Here is a 24,913-nt window from a genome sequence, read left to right on the forward strand (position 1 = left end):
ATCCCCGGTCGCCGTGCCCGTCGTATCATCACTGATGCTGACCGTCGGTACCACCGTATCGACCGCCTGCGTGCTTCGGGTAGCCGCCGTATTGGTATTGCCCGCCGCATCGGTCGCTACGTCCGCCGCCACATCCACCGTGATGTCGCTGGTGCTGCCTGCAGTTGGTGTCACTACCAGGGTGTACACCGTACCGCTGACTGCCGTAAAGGTGCCTTTACTGCCGCCGCTGACCGTAATGTCATCGGCCGTAAAACCGGTCACGGCTTCACTGAAGGTAAAGGTGTACGTGATATCCCCGATCGCCGTGCCCGTCGTATCGTTACTGATGCTGACCGTCGGCACCACCGTATCGACCGCCTGCGTGCTTCGGGTCGCCGCCGTGTTGGTATTGCCCGCCGCATCGGTCGCTACGTCCGCCGCCACATCCACCGTGATGTCGCTGGTGCTGCCTGCAGATGGTGTCACTACCAGGGTGTACACCGTGCCGCTGACTGCCGTAAAGGTGCCTTTGCTGCCACCGCTGACCGTAATGTCATCGGCCGTAAAACCGGTCACGGCTTCACTGAAGGTGAAGGTGTACGTGACATCCCCGGTCGCCGTGCCTGTCGTATCGTTACTGATGCTGACCGTCGGCACCACCGTATCGACCGCCTGCGTGCTTTGGGTCGCCGCCGTGTTGGTATTGCCCGCCGCATCGGTCGCTACGTCCGCCGCCACATCCACCGTGATGTCGCTGGTGCTGCCTGCAGTTGGTGTCACTACCAGGGTATACACCGTGCCGCTGACCGCCGTAAAGGTGCCTTTGCTGCCACCGCTGACCGTAATGTCATCGGCCGTAAAACCGGTCACGGCTTCACTGAAGGTAAAGGTGTACGTGACATCCCCGGTCGCCGTGCCAGTCGTATCATCACTGATGCTGACCGTCGGAGACACACCATCAATGATAATAGCTTTGTTGGCACTCAGTGAATTTGATACGCCCGGAGAAGCTAAAGTCAATGTAGCGTCGTTACCTGCGCTATCCTGAATAGTGCCACCGTTAGGTGCCAGGGCGGCTGTGCTTGTATAACCGAGGTCACTACTACTATCCCCGGCCTGTACTGTATAGTTAAAAGTTAAAGTAGTACTCCCTGAGCCACTAGCATAATCAGCAACTCTGTCTGTGCTGCCGGTCTCCAGAGTCAATTTCGGGGTACCAGTGACCATCACCTCCTCATCAAACTCAACAGTGATGGCAACCGTATCACCCACTTTATAGGTCCCATTAGCTGCCGTTGAAGTAACAGAGCTTACAGTCGGCGGAGTAGTATCATCGTCATCAGTAATGCTCACCGTCTGCTGCTGAGTGCCACTTTCTGATGCTCCACCACCGCTGACATTTGAAACATCGATAATAATGCTTTCATTACCTTCCTCAGAGCTGTCATCGGTTGCAGTAATACCGGTTGTGGCATTTGCGCTGGTGCTGTCTGCACTAATCACTATTGATGAGCTTGGTGTCACATAGTCTGTTCCTGAGGTTGCTGTGCCGGAGTAACCAAGATCAACCGTGACATCCTCATACGTTGGATGGCTTAAGGTGGCCGTTATCGCAGAGCTACCACCGTTTTCTGCCACTGAGCTACTGTCGGTAGAGAGGGTTACGGTAGGTGCCGACTCAGCATCGGTAATTGAGATGGTTTGCTGTTGAGTACCACCACTTTCGCGGCCCACAGTTACGGAACTAATATCAACGATAACCGTTTCGGAGCTAGCTGCATCATAAAGGGTATCGGCCACACCGGTTACCGTTGTGGTTCCAGTTGTGTTGCCTGCAGAAATGGTGATGCTGTCTGATTTGGTATAGTCGGTTATTGCCGTTGCGGTACCGCTGTAAGACAGATTCACCGTGATATCTGTTGGCCACTGGTTATTCAGACTGCCGGTAACGGCTGCGGTTAGGGTGGCAACACCGCCATCTTCAGCGATGCTGTTTGTATCTGCACTCAGAGTAATATCTGGCGAATTAGCATAAATAGCGTCGTTATTCTGGCTAATAGCCGTGGTATAGGCTGAGCTGGTATTGCCGCTGAAATCGGCTAACGTGATGCTGACAGGAATATCATCGCCTGCGGAAACATCGGTACCATCATCGGTAATAGTAAAGGTTGCGGTGTAGGTGGTATCGTTGGTTTTGCTTAGTGAGCCAACAGCGTATCCGGCAATAGTGCCGCTGATCCCGCCGGATCCTGTGGTGTAATTATCAGAATCTGAACTCACGGTTATCATCGCGGTAACTATGTCGTCTACCTTATGGGATGAATCAGGGAGCGTAACGTTGGTGATTGTTGGTGCCACCCTATCAACAGTATGAGTAGCACCGGAAGTATATGCGGCTACATACCCATTAGTACCATTGCCGTTTCCACTGTCATCAGTGATGTTGGTACTACCGTTTAAATCTAGGCGGATAGTCCCGCTACCAGAGATAGAATTAACCGTAACCGTTACAGAGGTGCCGGAAGATGCAGATACCTCTGAAACCGTCCCGGATGCACTGCCAGATACTGTCGTTACTGAGAAATCGTCTGCTGAAACATTATTCGCACTTTCATTAAAGGTAACCGTAAAAGTGACTGATGTGTCACTAGCTCCGGGTGAACCAGAAAGGCTTATGGAAGATACCGACGGTGGGGACGTATCCGCAGGTGTACTTTCAACACATGTTCCCCCCGACCATTTACAACCTGTTGCAGAATTACACGATGTTGCCGTTGTGTATGAGGCACAACTGCCCACAGCAAGCTGAACACCCGCCAGCGGGCTGTTTATATCCATCCCCCCCGGCATGGTTGCTGAACTGCTTTGCCACTCTATTACGTCACCATGAATGCTGCTCTGAGTCAGACTTTTAAGGAAGTCTTTATTGTCGCGCTTAGCATCCAGGAAAATCTTCGCCAGCTTTGCTTCTGCTGCGCTACTTTCCTGGTTAACAGCATCTGTCTTAAGTGAAGGCAACGATTCTGCGGTATTATCAGATGCAGGTGAGGAAGTGAAATCTGCAAAGCCTTCATCGCTACCTACCACCTCCTCAGCCTGCTGAACCGAGTAATAAGCCTTGTTCGAAGTACCGTTGCTGCTTATTCTGCGACTTCGGCTGCCACTATGATGCACAACCGCTCCGACATGAGTTGCTCCCAACGCAGCGACCGTGGGCAGAACTACCGATTTGACTATTTTTTTTGTTTTGGAAGATGCCACATATTTATTATTAGGACGCGAACTCATAACCGTATTTTACTCCCTTCAAGCGCTCACCCACACATATACTGAGACAAGATTAATACTTTAGCGTAAAATATAGTGTACGTCCCGAATTATTTGAAATGAATAACACATTGAACAAATAAAACTAAATTTTAGATATAATTTAACTTCCACTGCTGTCGCTATAACCAATCATTTACCCATGAACCTTTTTAATTTTCACACTCCCAAAAAAAGTAATATTTATAATTATCTACTAGTTATAGTGATATTTTTATCACATGACACCTTCGCAACCACATTTTGCAACAGTTCTTTTGGAATTCAACGTTTTTTCAATGGCCAACAGACGGTAACACTGAACACCGTTAACGGTCAGATTCACGCAACCTTTGAATTGATGCCAAATGAAGAAGGATACCAACAGTTCCGGTTCCCTGCCTGTGTCGCCCCGAGACTTATTGTGATCACTGCTAAGTCGTCTGATAAGTTACCGCTACTATTCCGTTCGCAAGCACTATCCGAACAATTTAGCTTTACAGAAGAAATAGAGACTGAGCTTTTATTTTCCACTACTGACAAGAAACTCTGGTTAATACATTTTTCTGAATCGGCGATAAAACATGGTTTAATACCCGCAACCTTTAAAAACCTTATTAATGAAAAAGACATTATTTCGGTACAGCCTGACATGTTGATTTCCGCACAACTGGCCCAGCAAGCACAAACCAGTCGTAAAGCGCCGCTCATTAATGAGTATGCACCAATACTGAAATCCATCTGGATGAACACTAAAGGGAACAACATCCGGGTTGCCGTTATCGATGATGGTTTTAACCTGCATCACCGGGATTTGAATGGTGCCAAAATAGCCCCGCAGTCAGACTCTGCCTCCTCTTCAGGCAACCTTCATGGTACCAAAGTCGCCGGACTCATCTTTGCGCAACACAATGGGCTGGATATCAATGGCATTGCTCCGGAAGCTACCTTTATCCCGGTACCAATAGCCGGCAGTTATACCTCATCATTACTACAAACTCTTAATCATGTATATCAACAGAAACCAGACATTATTAATATCAGTTGGTACCTGCCCTGGCTAATGACACCTGTAAAAGAGGCAATCAGTTTTCTCGCTCAGGATGGCCGACAGAACAAAGGTCGTGCTATCTTTGTCGCATCAGGTAATTTTGATTATTCAGACTCAAGCCGCTATTCATTAGCCGGAATGAAAGAAGTAATGACTATTGGTGCGTTCCACATCAGGCGAAAGAAGCCTACCCGCGCTCAAGGGAAATATATTGATATTGCGGCCCCTGTAGGTTTTATGAGTTTAGCTACAGACGAAGACCACTCTCAAACAATACATACATTTATCGGCTCATCGGCCGCCACACCATTTATAAGTGGTATCAGCGCGCTACTATTATCCTACTGCCCAAGATTAACCAGAGAACAGCTGTACCAGTTATTGATTTCCGGTGCAGATACACCGCCACACCATCTCAAGCAACACTTGGGGGCAGGTGTTATCAATTTAAACAGAGTGTGGAATACTTTAGTGAAACAATGTCCACAACCAGATAATTAACCATAATCCTTACTGATTAACCACATATTAGGAGCATCCAGAACCACTATGACAGCGACTAACACTCCTCTGTCCGCAGACAGCAACCAAGCCGAACTCCCGGAACGCGCACCAGACTTTGGCTGTGAAGCGACAGAATCATTTGGTCAGATACTGGGAACCCTTGATCTTACTCTTATGCTCACCTCCTATCAGGCAAACCGACTTATGCTGATACGTTCAACCAGTGAAGAGTTACACCTGAGTGTTAAGGCATTTCCACGACCAATGGGGATAGCCATTGATAGAGACCGCATGGTTATGGGCACCCACTCCCAGCTTATTGATTTCCGGCGGTTTGATGGAATAGCTGACGAACTGGAACCGCTGGGAATGGTAAAACACTGCTTTACCCCACGCAGTACCCACTTTACCGGTATGATGAATATCCACGATATCGCCTGGGGCAATGACGGGCTTTGGGTGGTAAACTCAAACTTCTCTTGCCTCGCTCAGATAAAGGGCGGCTCAAGCTTTATCCCCAGATGGAAACCGGATTTTATCTCGGAGCTTGTGCCGGAAGATCGCTGCCACCTGAATGGTATGGCACTGAGAGACGGAGAGCCTGCCTATGTCACCTGTTTTAATGACAGCAACACCGCCAAGCAGTGGCGCTATAATGTTGCAGACAGAGGCCTGCTAATCGATATTCAACAGAATAAAGTTCTGGCAGATGACCTCTATATGCCGCACAGCCCTCGCTTTTACCGAGGTAAGCTGTACTTCTGCAACTCAGGTTATGGACAGCTATGTAGTTATGATTTTGACAACCAGGCAGTCAAGGTTGAACTGGAACTTCCAGGGTTTACCCGGGGCATGGCATTCCACGGCGATTTGCTGTTTATCGGGCTAAGTAAAACCAGAAAATCAGAAAACAACAATCCCCCGCCGGTAGCCGAAAAAGAAGTAGAGTGTGGGGTCTATGTTATCAATATCAAAAACATGGAGATTCTCGGCAGCCTGACATTTACCGGAGATATGGCCCAGATTTATGATGTGGCAATTGCTGAGCTACCTTTTGCCGATGTTTTACAGGTTGATGATCCTCTGGTATCGCAGATATTTGCTTTTCCTGAACTGAAAAAAACCTCAGTTAATACTGAGGCTTCTAAATAAAATGAAATGTTATTCGCGCGGCGGATAAATACCATTCAAGCAGATACAGAAATGAATTGCCGTATACGGCTGCCGGTTCAGTATTTCATTGGGTGATGCCGGGCCGGTATACCCTAACATCTCACTCGCCATCTCTGTCTGACCACCTCCGGGAGGAGCGTCATAATAAGCAGCTGTCGCTCCTCTGGTTGACACCAGATAAGTGGTTTCATCCGCTTCTTCACTGGTTGCGGCAATAGTTGCTTTCCCGGCATAAATAGTGTGATTATGAGCAGGCAGGTTACCCTGATGCAACGTCACATAGGGCAAGCCGCCATATTCTCCAAGCACCCGGTTCGTCAAACCCACCCCTCTGCCAACATGGACCGGTGAGCGACCTTTCAGATCAGGAATACCGGCTGTTGTATTCCCGTTTCCGCCATAGGTTGTCCCGACGATAGAATAAAGGGCGGTATTTTGCACGATGTCAAACAGCTGACCGACACAATATGTCCAGTGCAACGGAGAGAACGTATAAGGAAAAAGTTTGATTTGACCAATAAATGAATCCATAGCAATATCTCCTGATTATGAACGAGCCGGAAAAAGACCGTTAAGAGCGATCATAAAGTTCGTCGCCAGGAACGGTGCCATTAACGAAACCGGCATATTTCTTCCGGTATTACCCACAGTTCCCGCGTACATTTCCTCGACCAGAGAAGTTTGACTGGCATATTGCTTCCCCTTTCCGACAAATGCATTTTTCGATGAACTGACATTTGGAGATGATTTTGAAACATTCAAAGCATGGTTATGCGGTGGCAGATTGTGTGTTTGCAGCGTGACTTCTTCATTCCCTGCCATCATTCCCTGATGCCAGGGAATGGATGTTCCGGGACTGATATCGGGAGCGACCTGCACCCGCCCGCGTAAATCAGGAACGGCAAAAGTCGTCCGGCCATCACCGCCATACATGGAGCCAAGTAAAGCAGCAAGCGCCTGATTTTGGTTGATACCCATAATCTGACCATTGCAGCCTGTGTAATGCCGTATAGTAAACTTTCCGGCAAATGTAATAATTTCACCTAAAAAAGGACTGGACATAATATTCTTCTCCTTTACGAACGGGACGGATACTGCCCATCGATGGCAATAATGAACTGGACAACCGCAGTTGGCTGAATCACACTGAATGAGGCACCAGACCCGGAACCACTGACCGATTGACTGATTAAACTGGCTGTATTTTGCGCCGCACTCTGTGCAGATGAATAAAAGTCACTGCCAGGCGGGTTTGGCTGAGCAAACTGATTGCTCTCAGTGGGACGTACCGGAAATTTATCCGTTGCCGTTTCTGTTGTTGCGTAAACCGGATGGGTATGCGCCGGCATCTGTGACAGAGTCATCGAATTATTCTCTATTCCTCCCATCTGCCCTTGCCGGTAAACATCCATCTTTCCCGGCATCACAGGAGTTCGCCCACGCAAATCCGGCACACCAAAAACGGTCCGTCCATCACCGTCAAACTGAGTTCCGAGCAGCGTATACAAAGCGCCATTATCCGCTATCTTTAGTAATTGTCCGGCACACTTCTGCCAGTCGACCGGTGCAAAATTAAATCCTACCTGCCTGATTTCACCCATAAATTGATCTGACATGTTTTCCTCCATCAATCGTTGTGAAGTTAAATTACGTTTTTATGCATCCGCCTTGCGGGAGATACAGATCTGATATTTATCGATTGCATGTGGCGACATATAATATGTCTCTGAACCGAACATCTCATGCTTCAGCAAATAATGACTCTCAGGGCAGTGTTCATCTTCATCACCGGACAGTTCGACGTTAAATGCATCGAACATATCGCCATGTACCAAACCCCTGGATACTTTGGTAATCGTTAATTCCGTCAGCTTCTCTTCCGTTTCCGGATCGTAGACTTCAACCACTTCCCCGACCATCTTTTCCAATACATCGAAAACAAATTTCGTCATTTGTGCATTCCTTTAAGTAACCACGACAAGTTCATGTCTGTTTGTGTATACAGCTATGCTGCTGTACTACACTAATTCGTTATGTTCCGGTAAATACTTTCATGCCTTGCGGATACCAGCGCATCTCTTCATAGGGTGGAGATATTGCTTCAACAACAAACCCAAGGCTGAGATACATCAGTTTTGCACCTGTATTGCTCTGCAAAACATTCAGGCTCATCGGCAAACCTGACTGCGCCGCAGCCAGCTGAAAAGACTGGATGAGCGCCTTGCCAAAACCGTGTCCACGCGCCTGAGGCAAAAATGCGATATCCAGCAGGTGGGCTTCATTATGGCCAAAATCAATCGTCGCTCTGCCAATCGGTTCATGGTGTTTTTCTATAATGAAGTACATCGCATTCGGGTATTGATCGCCGTAACCCCGCGTTTGCGCTTTAAACTGCATTTCAACAATCGATTCGATAAAATCCTGCTCACCATCGATCAATTGTAGATCCTGCCGGGTTGAATGGTGCAGTTTCTCCAAAAACGGCTTGTCTGCCGCGGTTGACGGACGAACATGAAGTCCATCCGGTATATTTAGTTTTTGCATATACAATCTTTACTCGTGTATTTCATCGTTGTGGTTGTTTGGTTTGGTCTGCGCCGCGACCCAATCTTCAAAATCGCTAAAATCCGGTTGCCACTGGCAGACAAAACTTAAGGCCTGGAGATAATCCAGTGACAGCGAGTCCAATAGCTCACGATCTGTCTGAAACTCCGCCTCAATAACTGACTGACTTAGCTGGTTATCTCTTAACAAACGCATCTTGTGCCAGAAGCGTTTTAACCCTGATACACCCAACCGCCCACTCTCCAACTCCGATGGTAAACTTTCCGGTAATATTTCTCTCGGGATATCAAACGCATATCCGGGCAAATCGCTGAATATATACTCGAACCGGATCTCACTTCCCTTTACCAGCTTCAGGCCGTTATGGCTGAGCGGCATATTCAGGCTGCACTGGTTTTTTCGCAGCCAGTTGTCCCGATAAACCTGAATATCGGTAGTAAAACTGACGGTCTGGTAGTTCAGTGTTGAGAATTCATCCGGTAATGGAATGACCCCCTTCAGGCAGCTACAATTTCCGGCCGCAATGGCCCGGCAGGTTTTCCGGTTCAGTTGGAAAAAACTACCCAGCTCAATCGGCGACAATCCGGATGAGTCTGCCGCTGCGAGTTCGGTGCCCAGCACAATCTGCTGCGGGATTAGCTCGCCATCATCAGCCAGGTAATGCTGCAGGTGGGAAAAAATTGAGACCTGAGGCTCTCTCGCCAGCAGAGCTGTCATCGTCTCTGAGACCAACACATCGAATGTGACATTGCCGTCCGGTTGCCAGCAGGTGGCGTCAGCAATGCCAATAAACGCCACGCGATCAGAGACACCCAGCTCGTTGATTAAGAGCTTCAATGATTCAATATTCTGAGGATGAATATCCAACAACCAGAGCTTGACCTGATCAGCACGGAACAGGTGCAACAGCGGGACCACCAGCGTGCCGTAAGGACCAGTTCCTGCGTAAAGAACATTGATGCTTTCCTGCTGTGAAAGCTTATCCTGAAAACACTGGTGTACCCCTTTGAGGAATATCTGTGTTCTCAGGTTCTCCTTAACACACTTGGCCGCCTGCACCGGTGAAATGGCCACACCGGAGGCCAGATCTGCATTCTGCCAGTCGTTCATATCAAACTCGGCAGAAATCCCGGTAACAGCGGCAAGCTTATCCACCAACTGGTCGATAAAAGGCTTGCAGATACCGGCATCATTCGGCTGCTGTAATAATTGATAAATATTATTGTGTATAGAATCCCTAAGAGCGGAACTCCCATTCTGTACCGACATGAACATTCCTTTTATATAAAGCTATTCACCAGTTGTCCTTGCAGGTTAAACTGCCATCCCACCTTACTTAAATCATGCTCATATACAGAAATAACCTGCTTACCATCCAAGAACTGGTAGCTACGGCGACGTCCCCAGCGGTTTTGCCCGTATTCAAACAGGAAGGCCCCGCTGTCATTGAATACCTTAATGGTATTAGTGCCGGTGTTAAGAATATGCAGCTTCCCTTCCGCATCTACCGTCAGGCTTGCAGGGCCGTTAAGCTGTTCCGGCCGTTCCCAGCCAAACTCACCCAGGCGGCTGATGATGTCACCGGAGGAAGAAACAGAGACAACCTGATGCAATGTACTGCTCAGCAAGTACACTACCCCGTTATCTGTGACGTAAAAATCACGCACCGTACCGATGCTGTCCGCAACAGAAATCGTACTTAGCTGGCTTCCCTGCAGATCGAACACGCGTAAGCGCTTTTCGGTATCAAACAGTACGTAGACTTTGTCTGCAAACCGGCGGGCAATTCGAGGATTAAGCGTAAAAGTGACACTGGCCCCATTGTCCGGGGTTACTGTTTGGGACGGAAAAGGAATGTTTATCTGAGTCAGTTGCTGGCTGGTCAGCCGGGTTAATTGTGGATCGGAGTCTGAGGACAGCTCTGCCAAAACAGTCCCTGGAAATAGTGCCGCGCCGAACGCGCCTGTTCCTAGCTTGACGAAGGTTCTTCTTTCCATGATTAACTCATATAAATTATTGGTTAATGAATTATTAATCTGCGCAATATGCTACCCGCTTGTTACACACTTGTCACATAAACATTAGTTGCAATGCGCTTTTAATCATAATAATTCGGACTGAAGCTCCAAAGAGAGCCCTCTCATCTCAGTCCAAGGAAGAACTACCTTGAGTAGTTCTATCGATTTGGCTATCAATCAGGTCACATCTAAGTCAGAAATTGAAAAAATTGTTAACAAATACTTTGCTGCTACGGCACAAATCGTAGTTTAATCTAAGCCCAGCAGACCTATTAATACTGAAGCAGAACAACAGCATGAACATCTCCACACAAAAATTAACCCACCTGCAGCAGCTTGAAGCTGAATCCATCCATATTCTGCGCGAGGTGACAGCGGAGTTTGATAATCCGGTGATGCTCTATTCGATCGGCAAAGACTCCTCGGTAATGCTGCACCTGGCCAAAAAGGCGTTTGCCCCCGGAGTGCCCCCTTTCCCACTGATGCATATCGATACCCGTTGGAAATTCCGTGAGATGATCGAGTTTCGCGATGCGATGGCGAAAAAGCTGGGAATGCAGCTGATTGTGCATCAGAACCCACAGGGAATTGAGATGGATATCAATCCTTTTCTCCACGGCAGTTCTGTCCATACCGATATCATGAAAACCCAGGGCCTCAAGCAGGCGCTGGATAAATACAGCTTTGATGCAGCCTTCGGAGGGGCGCGCCGGGATGAGGAAAAATCCCGGGCCAAAGAGCGGGTCTACTCTTTCCGCGACAACCACCACGGTTGGGATCCGAAAAACCAGCGCCCGGAGCTGTGGCAGCTTTACAACGGCAGGATCAATCAGGGCGAAAGTATCCGGGTCTTTCCACTGTCCAACTGGACGGAGCTGGATATCTGGCAGTACATCTATCTGGAACAGATTGAGATCCCGTCTCTCTATTTTGCCCAAAACCGTCCGGTGGTAAACCGAGATGGGATGATGATCATGGTCGATGATGAACGCATGCAGCTTAACCCGGGAGAAGTGGTGGAGGACAAAATGGTCCGCTTTCGCACTCTGGGCTGTTACCCGTTGACCGGAGCAATTGAATCTCAAGCCACTACCTTGCCGGAAATTATTCAGGAGATGCTGCTGGCCACCACTTCAGAACGTCAGGGCCGGGCGATTGACCATGACAGCACCGGTTCCATGGAAAAGAAAAAGCGCGAAGGTTACTTCTAACCACCACATACAGAACGGAACAGATACCCACTATGTCACACTCATCAGCCCTGATTGCCCAAGATATTGAAGCCTACCTTAAGGTACATGAAAACAAAGATCTGCTGCGGTTTCTGACTTGTGGCAGCGTGGATAACGGCAAATCCACCCTGATCGGACGCCTGCTGTTCGACAGCAAGCTAATCTATGAAGATCAGATGGTCGCCATTGAGCAGGACTCACAGAAGTTCAACACTACAGATAACGCTTTTGATCTAGCTCTGCTGGTCGATGGACTTCAGGCCGAAAGGGAACAGGGCATTACGATTGATGTGGCCTACCGTTACTTTTCTACCGACAAGCGCAAGTTTATCATCGCCGACACGCCGGGACATGAGCAGTACACCCGTAATATGGTCACCGGTGCCTCCAATTGCGATCTGGCGATTGTGATCGTGGATGCCCGCCACGGCATCCAGACCCAAACCCGCCGTCACAGTTATCTGTGCAGCCTGCTGGGGATAAAACACGTGATTGTCGCCGTCAACAAAATGGACTTGATGGATTACAGCCAAGCGGTGTATCAGCAGATCAAGGCCAATTACAGTAAGATGGCGAAAAGTTTCTACTTTAAGAAACTGAGCTTTGTGCCGATCTCAGCGCTCAAAGGCGATAACGTGGTGACATTAAGCGACAGAATGGACTGGTATACCGGCTCGCCCCTGATGCGACTGCTGGAAACGGTAAAAATTGAGCAGGACGGGAACGTAGAGCATATGCGCTTTCCAGTGCAGTATGTCAACCGGCCTAATTCTGACTTTCGCGGTTACTGCGGCACGCTAGCGTCTGGCATAGTACAAATCGGTGACGATGTAACAGCGCTTCCCTCCGGTAAAACTTCGCGGGTAAAGTCGATCTATACCTATGACGGTGAGTTAGACACTGCGCACGCGGGGCAGGCTGTTACCCTGACGCTGGAAGATGAGATCGACCTCTCCCGGGGAGATATGCTAGCGCACTCCGGGTGTGAACCGAAGTTATCGGACAAAATGCAGGCCCATTTGGTATGGATGGCGGACAGACCGCTGCGGATCCAGAACGAATATCAGTTTAAATTTGCCAGCAATTCCTGCTTCGGCAGCGTTTCTAACCTTGTCTATAAGGTGAACATCAACACGCTGGAGCAACATGCCGAGAGTAATGACACATTAAACCTGAATGATATCGCTCTGGCCTCGATCACCCTGTCGGAAAAAATAGTGATGGACCGATACCAGCAACTAGCCCGGACCGGTTCATTTATTGTTATCGACCGCCACACCAATGCAACAGTCGGGGCCGGTATGATTGAGCAGGTCTGCAAAGAAGCCCAGTCCAATAAACGGATCTACTCAACGGAAGAAAGAGAACTGAACGCTTACGTGAGAAAGCATTTCCCAGAATGGGGCTGTATTGAGATTTAGCCAATTAGTAAAGTTGGAAACTGATGAAGCGTTAATGGTTGGTGACACAAACTTATTGCCAAATCGTTGCACACCATACTTTTGGAATGAGTGGCAGCAAGAGGCTAATGACGGTCGAATAGCCAAGGCTATACAAAACTGGATAAAGCAAACTATTCAACAATGTACAAAGGGTAACTCAGCCAAAGGGCTTTCAAGCCCTCTTTTATAAATGCGATCTATGGTTGTTTGTTAACTCGCCATCCGGCAAAAGTGAGTCAAAACAATGATTATTTTTATGATAGCAGAAAGGATTAATGTCATCGCCGGAGAGGTTGGGACTCACTGGTGCAGCAACAGACCATCAAAAATTATGGCAGCCTTTCATATTAGAGGTATTATTTTGATAAGTAGGTTGAGTCTTCATGGCCGAGAAATGTGGACGGTGCTCAAACGTAATCAGGTAGACGTTTGCAAGATATACTGCTTGTCAGATGGGCCAAGAGGTTCCAGTCTGATCTCAAGGAAGCACCTATCATTAATTGCTTTGCGCGACCAAGACGTGTCAGTGTCTTCGCTATGAAAGCGACTTTTGGTGTCTTGGTTCAAATACGCGTTGAACTGCTCAAGCTGTTTAAAATGATTGACGAAGTTATCTGTCCCCTTTTCACCGGAAGTGCCCTGTTCTAACAGCAATTCGAAGCTAAAATCGTGAACATCGCGGAAACCGGCTGATGTCATATTGGTGGTGACAGTGAGCCCAAGTGTATTATCGTTAATACCCATTCCTTTACCTCTAATTTTTATTTGTGTGAATTGACATCTGAACTGACGATTACCCGTGTTTAGGCTATCTCGCCGGTGTAGAATCTGAGTGCATTTACCCCATACTTTGCTTTAAAGACTTGCTCCATATGGGGTTTACCGCAGCAGACTGTTCAGACAAAAGGAGTTTTTAAATAATCGTTTTGCGCGTTCTCAGGCGGTTGAAGTTAATGTAAACCCCCTTGCCACCGCTGCAAGGCAGCTTCACTTCAAAGCCGGAGTACTTCTCTTTTATTCTGATCAATTCCTCATAACTTTCCTGAAAGTAAGTTTTGGTTGGAATGGAGGCATCTTTGAAGCTGATAAATGCGCCATAGGCTCCTTCAATAGAGGTATCGCGGCTGACTTCAATCCAGTCAAGCGCTCTATTCACAAAGCGATATACCGGATTCTCCTGGCCCAGCATTTTGCTGTCGCCTTGCCCGTCGTACTTCAGATCGGTATTCCACCAAGTTTGATATTGAATGGTGTACTGTGCTTTAGAATACGGGAATGCAACTCGACGTGAGGCACCAACACTTGATTCATCGGCGTAGAATGTGCCTGCAATGGCGCCTAGTGTCACATAACTAAATAAACCCAGTGGTGCATTTTCATCGAATAACAAAGACGAGGTTAACGAGCGCAATAACTGCCTCTTTCCTTGCTCAGTGAGACCGCTTTCTCGTACAACTTTTGAGGTGATTTTATGCGGTGCTGGCGCATCAAAGTCAGGGGTAAAGGGCGTGCCATTGGCATTGGCAACTAAGCCTTGTTTAACCCCTACCGTGGCTAAGTCGGCCAGGGTATTTCGTGACCAGTCAGACATCAGGGCCGCACTGTAACTATCCTTGGTGTCTTTACCTGTTACCAATATCTTTGACGTTGGGAAGTACTTTTTGCCAAAGCTGAGCAGCTCACTTTCGGTGCCCAGCCAGTAACCATACATGGTACTTGGGTGTTCTAAGTCCTTTTCACAGGCCACCGACTTATCTGCAATGGCGTTAATTTTAAGGTTAGTACCAACCAATTGTTCCGTGCTTGGGTCATTAATGGCATTTTCCCATTGCGTCAATAAGTCCCATGTTTTCAGATCTGTCGAGTCACCGGTATGGTTATTCCAGTGAATTTCAAAACGATGTATTTCTTCAGGTAACTCAAACGCTTTCACTCTAAATTCAGTAACAATGCCATAGCTTAATGCACCACCACCACGCAGTGCCCAAAGTATTTCACTGTGCTCAGTCTCCGACACATCCACTTTTGAACCATCTTGTAAAATAACGGTTGCACCTACAAGCGATTCGCAACACATGCCATGTGCTCTCGTCCACGGTCCCCAGCCACCGCCCTGAATGTAACCAGCTAAACCAACCGTTGCACAGGTACCGTGCGCAATGGTTAAAGGTGGAATACATTTGTCTTCTGGCTTGGCAAGCTTTGGTACCAGTTGGTAAAAACGATAACCAGAACCGATATGAGCAACATAGCCATCCTTATCTTTTTCAATTGAAAAGTCTTTTAACCCGCTTAAATCGAGCAAGACAACATCCGTTCCCGTACATTCGCCTTCGTGATCGTGACCGCCCGAGCGCACTCGAATGGGTAAATTATGCTCAATTGCTTCTTGGTAGGCATGCATAACATCATCGGTATGCTTACACATGACAATGACCGATGGAGAAAACTGCAAGCGGGTGTTGAAGATCAGGGAATTAATTTGATAGTTGTTAAAGCGCTCCATACTGGTATCGCCGCCAGGCAGCAAAGTCAGCAGTTGATCGTCTTCAAAGTTGTGCTTTTTTTCAAGCGCAGCGATGTAGTTTTGGGTTGTTTGCCAGTAGTGTGCGATGCGTTTTTGCGCTTCTTCCAACTGGCATTCTGGAATGGGTTTATTACATTGTTCAGTCATAATCATGTCCTTGTTCACATAGTCTTTTGGCATATGCAGTCGCTTACCTTAGTACCCGTGATAGCTTCTGCTAAATCTTGTATTGCCGGGGCCAGGTCTTTTTCAGCTATTTTTACTTCAACTAAATAAGGCGATGCTGGGTGTTGCTTAATGGCTGAAAAAACATCGTCCAGGTCGCTGACTTTTTCGACCTTTAAGTAATTAACACCATATGCTTTTGCCAAAGAATCATAGTTCCAGTGATGAAGCTTATCGAATGGCGCAAAACCAGCCGCAGGGGTAAAGGCACAGATATCGACAAACGATTGCTCTATGGCGTACACCTGATTGTTCATCACAAACACCACGGTATTGAGGTTATAGTGGCTAATGGAGGAGAGGGATTGACACATCATCATAAAGCCCCCATCACCGGCAACCACTACGCTACGCTTATCATCGGCCAGGCCAGTACCCAATGAACAGCCTGTTTCATGCCCCAAAGAGCCCCAGGCCGCATCACTTACAAAGCGATTTTCTGCCAGGCCAGTTAAGCGAGCTGCCATATACAAGGACGAGCTTTCGCCTAATACCAGGTTATAATCTCGAACCGTTTCACAGGTTTGCAATTGCTTTTGATAAACGCTGAAGAAGTTGTCGTAGGTTATTTTGGCGTTGCTGTCGACATCTTCAGTTAAGTACAGATTATGAATAGTCGGTAGCTGGCTATTTAGTTGTAGCGGGTCGCATTCAATATAACTGTTCAATTCATCAATAAACTGTGCCAAATTAATGCCGCTAAATTGCTCACACTCCCCCACCCGAGCCTCATTCATATTCACTCTGACAAGGTCATTACCTTGTGTTTTTAACATGGTGAGATAGTCATCAGTGAAAATTGCACCCAGTGCTAAAATACAATCGCTTTCACTCACAAAATCAAACGTATCCTGCCAGGACGCTTCGCCTGCGTATGTGCCTACAAATAGCTCTTTACCAACGCCATGGGTTTCACTAATGACCGATTTTGCCAGCGTTGTTGTGGTGTAGGGGATGTTGAGTTTGGTTAAAAGCGTAACGACCTGCTCCTGCAAACCGAGCCTCGCAAGTTCAATACCCAGCAGCACAACAGGGTTATTTGCGGCTTTGAGTCGTGTTATTACTTTGTCCAACAATGATGCCATCATGGCGGGATTAGTGGCCAAAGGTGGAATAACTAAATCACCTTCGGGCCTCGGGCATTCTGCCCCCCATACGTTTTGCCACGCCTCTAAGTAAATGGGCCTTTTTTCACTCATTGCCAACTGCAGGGCATTATCGATAATAGCGGGGGCTGATTGCGCGTCAGCCAGTATCTCGCTGGCAACCGTCACGTTTTCAAAGACCTTTTTATCTTCGCTGTAATCCCCGGTTGAGTGATGAAACAGTACGCCTGTTTCTTCAATGTCTACACGGTTCTCTGCCGAAGGACTTGCAGAAATAACAACAACCGGATTACGCTCCACGTAAGCGCCCGCAATGGCGTTTAACACACTGAATGTGCCCACGCCATATTGCACAGACACCGCACCAATGCCTTTGTATCTGGCATAGCCTTCCGCCGCATACCCAGCGCCTAACTCAGTCACATCCCCAACCGCGTCAATACAATCAAAGTTGTCTAACGTAGTCATAAACTCTTGAACATAATCACCTGGTACTTGAAATACCTTGTCGAGCCCAAACTGTTTTAAGCGACGAAGTAAATGATATGCAACAGTGTAATTATTGGTACTCATGATTGATCCCCTTGTAAGCAAACTCAGTGACCTCGTCAAGCGTTTTGGGATCTGCATTGGGTTGTTCATTTTGAGCCGTACTTACATCGCAGCCATTAGTACAATCCACGGGAAGGTAGTTGTGATGAGTTTTCAGCCATTCTTTATATTGTGCTTCGTCTTTGGCTAACCATTGCGGTGTAGACAAATCAAAAAACTGCGCCAATGTCGATTCCGCAGTATTAAGCGCGCCTTCAACCCAGCCTTGCTCATAAGAATACGCTTCTCCAATAATGTAAATTTCTTCATTTTCAACAGGGTGACGCATCCTACACATAATCTCATCTAAGCGGTAATTGGCTTTCCATTCATGCCAGCCGCCACCATACGGATCGTCGCCCCATTCTTGGTAAATAGCAGAGTAAGGCATGGGCAATGCTTTTTGATTATGTAAAGCTTCGGTTTGACTGTGCGCCGCTTCAACCATACCCGTCGTGATCTGATACTGATTTTTGGGCACAATTTCATCAGCGCTATACCCTTCACTGCCATATGCAGGCACAAAACCTTGATAATGCTCGCCCTTTTCTAGCCCTTTCCAGTATGGGATAGTGCCAATATCGTTATATGAAGCCATTAGTAATGAATTGGTATTTGGCTTGCCATAGGTTTTTTGTGATTTACATACTTGTTCGCCTTGCTCATTTACCTCAAACTCAACACATTCGTGTTGGTCACATTCGGTGCCCATATAGTAAGTTTGGCGAATAGGTAAATCGGTCACTGAACGACCAGCTACTAATCCTAGGCTACGCCACCAAGGCTGCTCGTATGCCATAAACATCTTGATCGCTTTTTGGATCAAGACCGACGGGATGTTCTCTTTTAACCAAGGATCGTCAAAAAACTCTGACTCAATGAGTTCAAGAGAGCGTCTTGGCATCGCAAGAATGATCTGTTTTGCTTTTACTCGTTGAGTAGGTTCATCTGCATCAACCACTTTACCACTGGCTGTTTCCATCATTGGTTGGAAAATTAACTCGTAGTGATTTGTGCAACCCTTATGAATTTCTATCTTAACCAAACGCTTTAGTTTGTTTACACGCCCGTTGGCGGCTTCAAATTTTTTGCATAACTCTTTTGGCAACTCCTGAAAACCATCCTTCAAGGTTTTAAACACAGTATCATCGCTGTACTCTGTTGCAGGCAATTGTGTTACCGCGCTTGCATTGGCCACGTTGGCATCATAACCACCCGCTTCTTTCATAAACAGGTATGCTTCGTTACTGAGTACATGCTCAAGCAGATTCCAAAATCCAAATTTCCAAATCTCTTTACCAAATACTTTGACCTTCATCTGCTCAGATAAAGACATATCGGCAAAGCCTGGGCAAATTAAGTTCATGACTTTAACTTGCAGGTCTTCCGGGCCATAGCCGCGCTCAGTTTCTTCTAAGTTATAAGGAATTTTGTCTGGACACTCGGCAAAATCACGGTATCTGAAGTACTGTCCACGCAGATAAAATAAATTGTTTTCGCTGCCAGCCTCAACAGAGCTTGCTTTGTCTGAAGGGTATAACGGCAATTTAGAGCCCATGGGGAAATCTTTGGTTTCTAACTTCAGCTCATCTACCAAAGTGCTCACCATAATATGATCCTCTGGGATAAAGCGCATCCCGCCAAGCTCCGCAACAACGTTTGGTAAACCCGGCAATGTGCGACTATATAGTCGGCCACCTATCCGGTTGCTATACTCAAACAGTTCTATTTTCTTTGTGTTTCCATACGTTTGTTGTAGACGCCAGGCACTATAAACGCCCGACACACCACCACCCACAATAGCAATATCTATTTCACTGTTCATTTTATATGCTCCTTTAAGATTTACTTGAAGAGCATATTTGAGAGGCTGAGGTTTATCTATTACACATAATTACAAAGGCTCACAGTTCATTAAGTCGATATGGTGAGCTCTGCTAGCGGATAAAGTTTGGTGAACGGTCTATTGGGCTTTGCTTCGAGGCCTCGTAAAGGTGTTCCTGGCTTCCAGATCAATTGAGTCAGAATTCAAGAACACGGCTCAAATTACAGAGAAATACATGACAGCCCGAGAGGGACAAGTTAAGGCCGAACACATATATTCAGCTTCAAGAAGATATAATTAACAAGGTACGTAGTGAATGATGATTGAAAGTGCGGCGGTTCCTGACCGTGAGTTTATTGTTGTTAACTTAGAAACTACATATGTCCAAAAGCAACTGGCAATTGAAACATTCTTATTGTCGAGTAACGAACACTAAGTCGTAAGTGGTTCGCTATGTCCTAGTGTACCAAAACAAGCACCAACTAACTTACCCTGTCGACCATTTTAATATGATCGAGGTGACGTGAGAGCGCTTCGATATCGTTACAGCTACGTCACTCGGAGTATTGCGCTGGTCATTTGGCGGTCACAAAGTGGTCACAAACTTAGACATGAAGACAGAGGTCATTTTAGGTCAAAGAATAAATATTGAGAGAGCAGTTAATGTGTCAAGGTTAAGCCCAATAGATCTCACTCACAATTTGACCATTTCAAAAACGACAAAGCCTCGCGTAATGCGAGGCTTTGTCTTGATATATGGTGGATCCGGGCGAACTCGAATCGCCGACCCCCGCCATGTCAAGGCGGTACTCTAACCAACTGAGCTACGGATCCAAAATATTGTTCGTTGTATTGTTATGCAGTAAGGGATGGTGGGTCCGGGCGAACTCGAATCGCCGACCCCTACCATGTCAAGGTAGTACTCTAACCAACTGAGCTACGGACCCATTCCTTAAGAACGAGGAAGATATTAACGACACAGCTGAAATGGTGCAAGTATAAATTTACTTTAAATCAACCGTTTGCTCTTTATATCAACAAAGCGTCGGTTTTTTAGACTCAACCTAGCTCGTTTTATTGAGTTAGGTCACATTAAGGTGGAGAGATAGAAACAAAGCACTCGCTGTGGAGTGCTTTAAATTAGCGTGCGATGGAAACTGATGATTGCAAAATTATTATCGCTAAAGAACCTCTATTGTATAGATACCAACCAAACTAAATATGATCGCGATGAATATCAGCAAGTTATCTCTATCCAAAACTAACCCATGCTATTTTTAATTTTTGGAAGCGCATATTCTTTCGGCAATGTCAGAACCAAAGACTGCATCTTCTGTCCTCGGTCGTAGTAATTAAACAAAGTAATGATCCCTACGATAAGGTTGAACCTTCCCAGTTTGTCTGAGCTTGGTATAGAAGAGAGCAACCTATCTAGGTGGACAATCGGGTCCGACGCGTGTGTCCACCTTCTATTTATTAACTTATCAATGAACATAAAGTATACCGATGGTCTCTCCTCACTAATAATATAGAAAGCCGCAACCATTTCAGAAGTTGGTTTGTACTTGTTCAATGTTTGCCCAATTTTTCTGATCTTGTCGCACTCATTAGATATTGTTAACAACTGCTGGTTATGTACAAGGCGATACATAGATTCAAAGTTTCTGTCGTTCTCATTGTTTTTATAATTAAAGATCAACTTCATGGCACCTAATAGGTAGCTGTCCTTAAATAAAGTATCCGCATCTGTTGTTGTGTTCATACCCAAATCTCTCATTTATTGTATTTTTTATTACAAGGGGATATTTAATTTTATTATTAATAATGAACGATTATGTCCAAAATGATTTTCATCACCCAATCATTTGTCGCTCATATCGATGTGACGATGACATAACGGCTTAATGTCACTAACCACTATTACTGAATTTTTATTTTTAAAAAATGCTCCTGTAAACACTGGTTAAAAAAAAGGGTAGAAATAACTACCCTCAAAAATGCCAAGACATTGTTGTTTTTATTATTGTTATATAGAGCGAGTTGCAGAAAGCTCACTCTATTTGAGCCATAAGTTCCATGAACAGAGCGTCATTGCTTTGATTCTATGGTGTGTAGATTTAGCGTACTAACTTCCTTTATTATCCCTATTGTCACTATCTGATTTTAATTATCTTACGACAAATAGTGCATCGGTATTTTTGTTTGATTAACAGTAACTTTTCCATACTGGTTCGATGCAAGCGAACGACAGATTTGTGGTTGCAATTCTTCATACTTCTCCTAGTTATATATTTCCAACTAGACGTTTTTATTATTATTTTGTTTGAAAAATATTATTTACAAAAACAATCACACAATCAATCGATTTTACTAAAGTTTATCTATCCTTACATGTGCTTACAAAAGTAATCGTTTGTAATTATTGACTGTAAACATCAGTAAAGTTAAGCATTCCAGCGATTTAGTAGAATTAATATATAAACAAAGCAGCGAAATCGTTAATAGCACGTTGTTGACATTCAAGTTAATTGCTCAACATTTTTAGTAAAAACAAGTTTTATCCTTAATAGAGAGCAAAACCTAATACGATTATAATTATTAGAAACTAAACCATAATAAATATGAGTGTACTTAAGATTAGTATTAAATAGACAGGTATCTAAGAAAGGAAATTGACGAGAAGTCAGTAAGGCAGGCAAAAGTGCCTGCCCTATTCAATTTGAATTGTTTTGAAAATGACTATTCTTCTTCACTTTCGAAAACAACGTTGTAGTTTTCAGTGTAGGTGCAGTTTGGTTGGCGGCTACATGTGAAGAATCGACGACCTTTGTGTTCACCTTGACTAGCAAGCTTAATGATCATCGGTGAACCACATTTCTTACAAAAGCGAACTTCTTTAGAAGGTTCAATCAAATCAATGTGTGCGGCAAGTAATCTCTTCAAACGGCTCACCTGATAGCTGTGTTTAATTGACGCTCCTATCAAAGGTAAACCCGCTGATTTACATACGTGAATAAGCAGTTTTTCACGGTCTACCTTCCCTTTGTTCAATTCCTTGCCGTTATCAAGTTCAATAATGACTCGCGGTTCTAGCGTTCTTGGATCGCAAACAACAAAGTCAAAGTAACTACGGGAGATTTTATTGTTAGCAATAAACCAGTTCTTTTTAGAGTTTGACTTGGCCGGTGCTAACACGCTCGTCATGCTGACTTTTGCAAAAACAGCACCGTGATTACCCACTGCAGATTTCAGTGCGTTGTAAAAGGCGGCTTGCTGCATGTTCAGTAATGCCCCTTTCTTCTGGTAAGCATGATCTTTTGTATCATCATGTTTAACCACATATTTTTGTATGAAGTAAAAAAATACAACCAAGAGAATTACAACAATAAAAATATTCGTCATTTTGCCATTGCTTAACTATGAACTAGAACCGTTAGCGTATGTATAAAAGTCGTCATAGGCAAGAAAAAGCATCAGCTTTACCAACCTCTACACATCTTAGTGACTCAATCATCAAGCTAAATACAGTACGCAGGACACACTCTGTACAATTTCCACACAGAAAGCGCCTAACCATTGATTTAGATCAAATTTACCAAGTATGTGAACAACTAGTCTGAAATTCGTTAAGCAAACGTTAAGGAAGACAATATGGAACTAAAACAAGACCCGAGATGTTATACCGATGTGTGTGTCGATGGAAAATGGTTCCACTATGACCACTGCAGCACTCGTGCTTATATGTTGAAAGGTGGCGCATCAGCCGTCTTTGAACTAGACAGAGAGCCATCTACTGAAACTGAGCTCGTTGAGCTGCTACAAGGAATAGCTAAATAAGAGCTTCAAAGATAGAGCTGTCTCCGTAATCGTTAATACCTACTAAACATCAAATTGTGCTCTGACAGCAAACTTTATTTCCTCCAAGTAAGGTTTGCTGTCATTCCCGCATTTGCAACTCTAGACCAGTTGACAAATAACTTTGTTCAGTAATGATTTTGTCACTGCCATCTTTGCTCAAATAACAAGGTGATTGCATCATAGATTCACACTGGTGATATCAAAATCCTTTCCTACAACCGCTGTAAATTACTACTCAGATTTTTTAGGAATCTGGACGATTCAGAGCATTTTCTTGATTTAACTCAGACAATGTACCGCCCAATTGGCGTTATATTGAATTTCCTGTTCCTACAGACCACTATTTCAGAAGAAAAAGTGGTCATCATAATGAGAGTTAAAAATGACCCAAGTTAATGAGCAACGTCTAGTTGAGCACTTTTGCGATCTAGTAAAAATTGATAGTGAATCACGTAATGAAAAAGCGATAGCTGAAGCACTAGCAGAACAGCTAGGTGAACTTGGCTTCACCGTTCACAAGCTGCCTGTACCAGAAGAAGTCTCAAACGGCTTCAATATCTACGCACGCTTAGAGGGTTCACTAGAAGGCAGCACCGTATTTAGCTGCCACATGGATACTGTAACGCCGGGAATTGGTATTGAGCCAATCATTGAAGACGGTATCATTCGTTCTAAAGGCAATACCATTCTAGGTGGTGACGACAAATCAGGCATTGCTGCGATCATGGAAGCAGTACGTTGCATCAAAGCCGAAGGTCTCGAGCACCAAACTATTGAGATTGCATTCACTGTTTATGAAGAAGGTGGTCTGTTTGGTTCATTGAACTTTGATATGTCATTCATCCAATCAGACAACGCAATTGTACTGGATACAGGCGGTCCTATCGGTACTATCGTTAACGCTGCACCAGGCCAACAAAAAATTGTGGCTAAGATTAAAGGCCGCCCTGCCCACGCAGGTCTAGCGCCAGAAGAAGGCATTAGTGCAATTCAAGTTGCAGCTGACGCTATCACTAAGATGAACTTACTACGTATCGATGAAGAAACCACAGCGAACGTTGGTATCGTTGAGGGTGGACAAGCGACTAACATCGTAATGCCAGAACTAACGGTTGTTGCTGAAGCACGTTCACTCAATGGTGACAAGCTAACGAACCAAGTTAACCACATGATCTCTACTTTTAAAGAGAGCGCTAAACAGTTTGGTGCAGAAGTTGAAATTGAATCAACTCGTGCATACGACGCGTTCGTTATTGCTGATGACCACCCACACATCCTGTCAATTAAATCAGCATTCGAAAAATTAGGCGTTACCGCTGCAACCAAAGGTACCGGTGGCGGTAGTGATGCAAACAACTTTAATGCGAAGGGTTTAACTACCGTTAACCTATCAACGGGTATGGCGAAAGTGCACACAACTGAAGAGTACATCGCAGTTAAAGATATGGTTTCAATCACCGAGTTTGTTATCGCATACACGACTCAAGCTTAACCTATGACTTAAACTG

The 24,913-nt window shown here is 45.5% G+C and carries 22 protein-coding genes and 2 tRNA genes; 8 read left to right on the forward strand and 16 right to left on the reverse strand.

Annotated elements, in window-relative coordinates:
- On the reverse strand, window positions 1–1,209 hold a 1,209-nt coding region (locus KI743_RS24650), incomplete at its 3' end, for an Ig-like domain-containing protein (protein WP_373417842.1).
- Window positions 1,210–1,552: 343 nt separating this feature from the next.
- On the opposite strand from KI743_RS24650, the gene KI743_RS14975 reads away from it, so the two are divergent.
- The 4 genes from KI743_RS14975 to KI743_RS14990 all read left to right on the forward strand — a co-directional run bounded on the left by KI743_RS14975 (window position 1,553) and on the right by KI743_RS14990 (window position 5,995).
- On the forward strand, window positions 1,553–1,693 hold the full coding sequence (locus KI743_RS14975) for a hypothetical protein (protein WP_285467048.1): 141 nt from the start codon (window positions 1,553–1,555) through the stop codon (window positions 1,691–1,693).
- Between the two features lie 705 nt (window positions 1,694–2,398).
- Window positions 2,399–2,791, forward strand: a complete 393-nt coding sequence (locus tag KI743_RS14980; RefSeq protein ID WP_285467049.1) for a hypothetical protein — start codon at window positions 2,399–2,401, stop codon at window positions 2,789–2,791.
- A 660-nt stretch (window positions 2,792–3,451) separates the two neighbouring features.
- Window positions 3,452–4,840 (forward strand): S8 family serine peptidase, encoded by a 1,389-nt coding sequence (locus tag KI743_RS14985; RefSeq protein ID WP_285467050.1) that lies wholly within the window; start codon window positions 3,452–3,454, stop codon window positions 4,838–4,840.
- 48 nt (window positions 4,841–4,888) lie between these two features.
- Complete coding sequence (locus KI743_RS14990; protein WP_285467051.1) at window positions 4,889–5,995, forward strand: TIGR03032 family protein; 1,107 nt, start codon at window positions 4,889–4,891, stop codon at window positions 5,993–5,995.
- Window positions 5,996–6,004: 9 nt separating this feature from the next.
- Here the strand turns inward: KI743_RS14990 and KI743_RS14995 are convergent, their stop codons facing one another.
- The 7 genes from KI743_RS14995 to KI743_RS15025 all read right to left on the reverse strand — a co-directional run bounded on the left by KI743_RS14995 (window position 6,005) and on the right by KI743_RS15025 (window position 10,578).
- Window positions 6,005–6,547 (reverse strand): phage tail protein, encoded by a 543-nt coding sequence (locus KI743_RS14995; protein ID WP_285467052.1) that lies wholly within the window; start codon window positions 6,545–6,547, stop codon window positions 6,005–6,007.
- 15 nt (window positions 6,548–6,562) lie between these two features.
- Window positions 6,563–7,078 carry a phage tail protein gene (locus tag KI743_RS15000; protein WP_285467053.1) on the reverse strand — a complete coding sequence of 172 codons (516 nt, stop codon included), beginning with the start codon at window positions 7,076–7,078 and terminating at the stop codon, window positions 6,563–6,565.
- Between the two features lie 14 nt (window positions 7,079–7,092).
- Entirely contained in the window at window positions 7,093–7,632 is a 540-nt protein-coding gene (locus tag KI743_RS15005) for a phage tail protein (protein ID WP_285467054.1), read from the reverse strand.
- A 39-nt stretch (window positions 7,633–7,671) separates the two neighbouring features.
- The gene (locus KI743_RS15010; protein WP_285467056.1) at window positions 7,672–7,968 is read right to left on the reverse strand and encodes a hypothetical protein; all 297 of its coding nucleotides are present in this window, start codon (window positions 7,966–7,968) and stop codon (window positions 7,672–7,674) included.
- Window positions 7,969–8,047: 79 nt separating this feature from the next.
- On the reverse strand, window positions 8,048–8,560 hold the full coding sequence (locus KI743_RS15015) for a GNAT family N-acetyltransferase (RefSeq protein WP_285467057.1): 513 nt from the start codon (window positions 8,558–8,560) through the stop codon (window positions 8,048–8,050).
- Between the two features lie 9 nt (window positions 8,561–8,569).
- The gene (locus KI743_RS15020; RefSeq protein WP_285467058.1) at window positions 8,570–9,850 is read right to left on the reverse strand and encodes a hypothetical protein; all 1,281 of its coding nucleotides are present in this window, start codon (window positions 9,848–9,850) and stop codon (window positions 8,570–8,572) included.
- A gap of 11 nt (window positions 9,851–9,861) precedes the next feature.
- Window positions 9,862–10,578: a hypothetical protein gene (locus KI743_RS15025; protein ID WP_285467061.1), complete on the reverse strand. Its 717-nt coding sequence runs from the start codon at window positions 10,576–10,578 to the stop codon at window positions 9,862–9,864.
- A gap of 299 nt (window positions 10,579–10,877) precedes the next feature.
- On the opposite strand from KI743_RS15025, the gene cysD reads away from it, so the two are divergent.
- Window positions 10,878–11,810 carry a sulfate adenylyltransferase subunit CysD gene (cysD, locus tag KI743_RS15030; RefSeq protein WP_285467367.1) on the forward strand — a complete coding sequence of 311 codons (933 nt, stop codon included), beginning with the start codon at window positions 10,878–10,880 and terminating at the stop codon, window positions 11,808–11,810.
- Window positions 11,811–11,842: 32 nt separating this feature from the next.
- The gene (cysN, locus tag KI743_RS15035; RefSeq protein ID WP_285467062.1) at window positions 11,843–13,252 is read left to right on the forward strand and encodes a sulfate adenylyltransferase subunit CysN; all 1,410 of its coding nucleotides are present in this window, start codon (window positions 11,843–11,845) and stop codon (window positions 13,250–13,252) included.
- A 438-nt stretch (window positions 13,253–13,690) separates the two neighbouring features.
- On the opposite strand, the gene KI743_RS15040 is transcribed toward cysN, so the two are convergent.
- The 8 genes from KI743_RS15040 to KI743_RS15075 all read right to left on the reverse strand — a co-directional run bounded on the left by KI743_RS15040 (window position 13,691) and on the right by KI743_RS15075 (window position 22,949).
- Window positions 13,691–14,017 carry a hypothetical protein gene (locus KI743_RS15040; protein WP_285467064.1) on the reverse strand — a complete coding sequence of 109 codons (327 nt, stop codon included), beginning with the start codon at window positions 14,015–14,017 and terminating at the stop codon, window positions 13,691–13,693.
- Between the two features lie 169 nt (window positions 14,018–14,186).
- Window positions 14,187–15,947 carry an FAD-dependent oxidoreductase gene (locus KI743_RS15045; protein WP_285467066.1) on the reverse strand — a complete coding sequence of 587 codons (1,761 nt, stop codon included), beginning with the start codon at window positions 15,945–15,947 and terminating at the stop codon, window positions 14,187–14,189.
- A 14-nt stretch (window positions 15,948–15,961) separates the two neighbouring features.
- Window positions 15,962–17,704 carry an alpha-keto acid decarboxylase family protein gene (locus KI743_RS15050; protein ID WP_285467068.1) on the reverse strand — a complete coding sequence of 581 codons (1,743 nt, stop codon included), beginning with the start codon at window positions 17,702–17,704 and terminating at the stop codon, window positions 15,962–15,964.
- Entirely contained in the window at window positions 17,691–19,547 is a 1,857-nt protein-coding gene (locus KI743_RS15055) for an FAD-dependent oxidoreductase (protein ID WP_285467069.1), read from the reverse strand. Before KI743_RS15055 ends, KI743_RS15050 begins: the two co-directional genes overlap by 14 nt.
- 757 nt (window positions 19,548–20,304) lie before the next feature.
- Window positions 20,305–20,381, reverse strand: a tRNA-Val gene (locus KI743_RS15060).
- A 36-nt stretch (window positions 20,382–20,417) separates the two neighbouring features.
- Window positions 20,418–20,494, reverse strand: a tRNA-Val gene (locus tag KI743_RS15065).
- 314 nt (window positions 20,495–20,808) lie between these two features.
- A complete protein-coding gene (locus KI743_RS15070; RefSeq protein WP_285467070.1) occupies window positions 20,809–21,309 on the reverse strand; it encodes a hypothetical protein in 501 nt (166 codons plus the stop codon).
- A 977-nt stretch (window positions 21,310–22,286) separates the two neighbouring features.
- Entirely contained in the window at window positions 22,287–22,949 is a 663-nt protein-coding gene (locus KI743_RS15075; protein WP_150894504.1) for a DUF2726 domain-containing protein, read from the reverse strand.
- A 249-nt stretch (window positions 22,950–23,198) separates the two neighbouring features.
- On the opposite strand from KI743_RS15075, the gene KI743_RS15080 reads away from it, so the two are divergent.
- Together KI743_RS15080 and KI743_RS15085 are read left to right on the forward strand one after the other, a co-directional pair.
- Window positions 23,199–23,384: a hypothetical protein gene (locus tag KI743_RS15080; RefSeq protein ID WP_032548893.1), complete on the forward strand. Its 186-nt coding sequence runs from the start codon at window positions 23,199–23,201 to the stop codon at window positions 23,382–23,384.
- A 403-nt stretch (window positions 23,385–23,787) separates the two neighbouring features.
- On the forward strand, window positions 23,788–24,897 hold the full coding sequence (locus tag KI743_RS15085; RefSeq protein WP_285467072.1) for a M20/M25/M40 family metallo-hydrolase: 1,110 nt from the start codon (window positions 23,788–23,790) through the stop codon (window positions 24,895–24,897).
- Window positions 24,898–24,913: the final 16 nt, after the last annotated feature.

Source organism: Vibrio sp. D420a, assembly GCF_030248625.1.
Lineage (GTDB): Bacteria > Pseudomonadota > Gammaproteobacteria > Enterobacterales > Vibrionaceae > Vibrio > Vibrio fortis_A.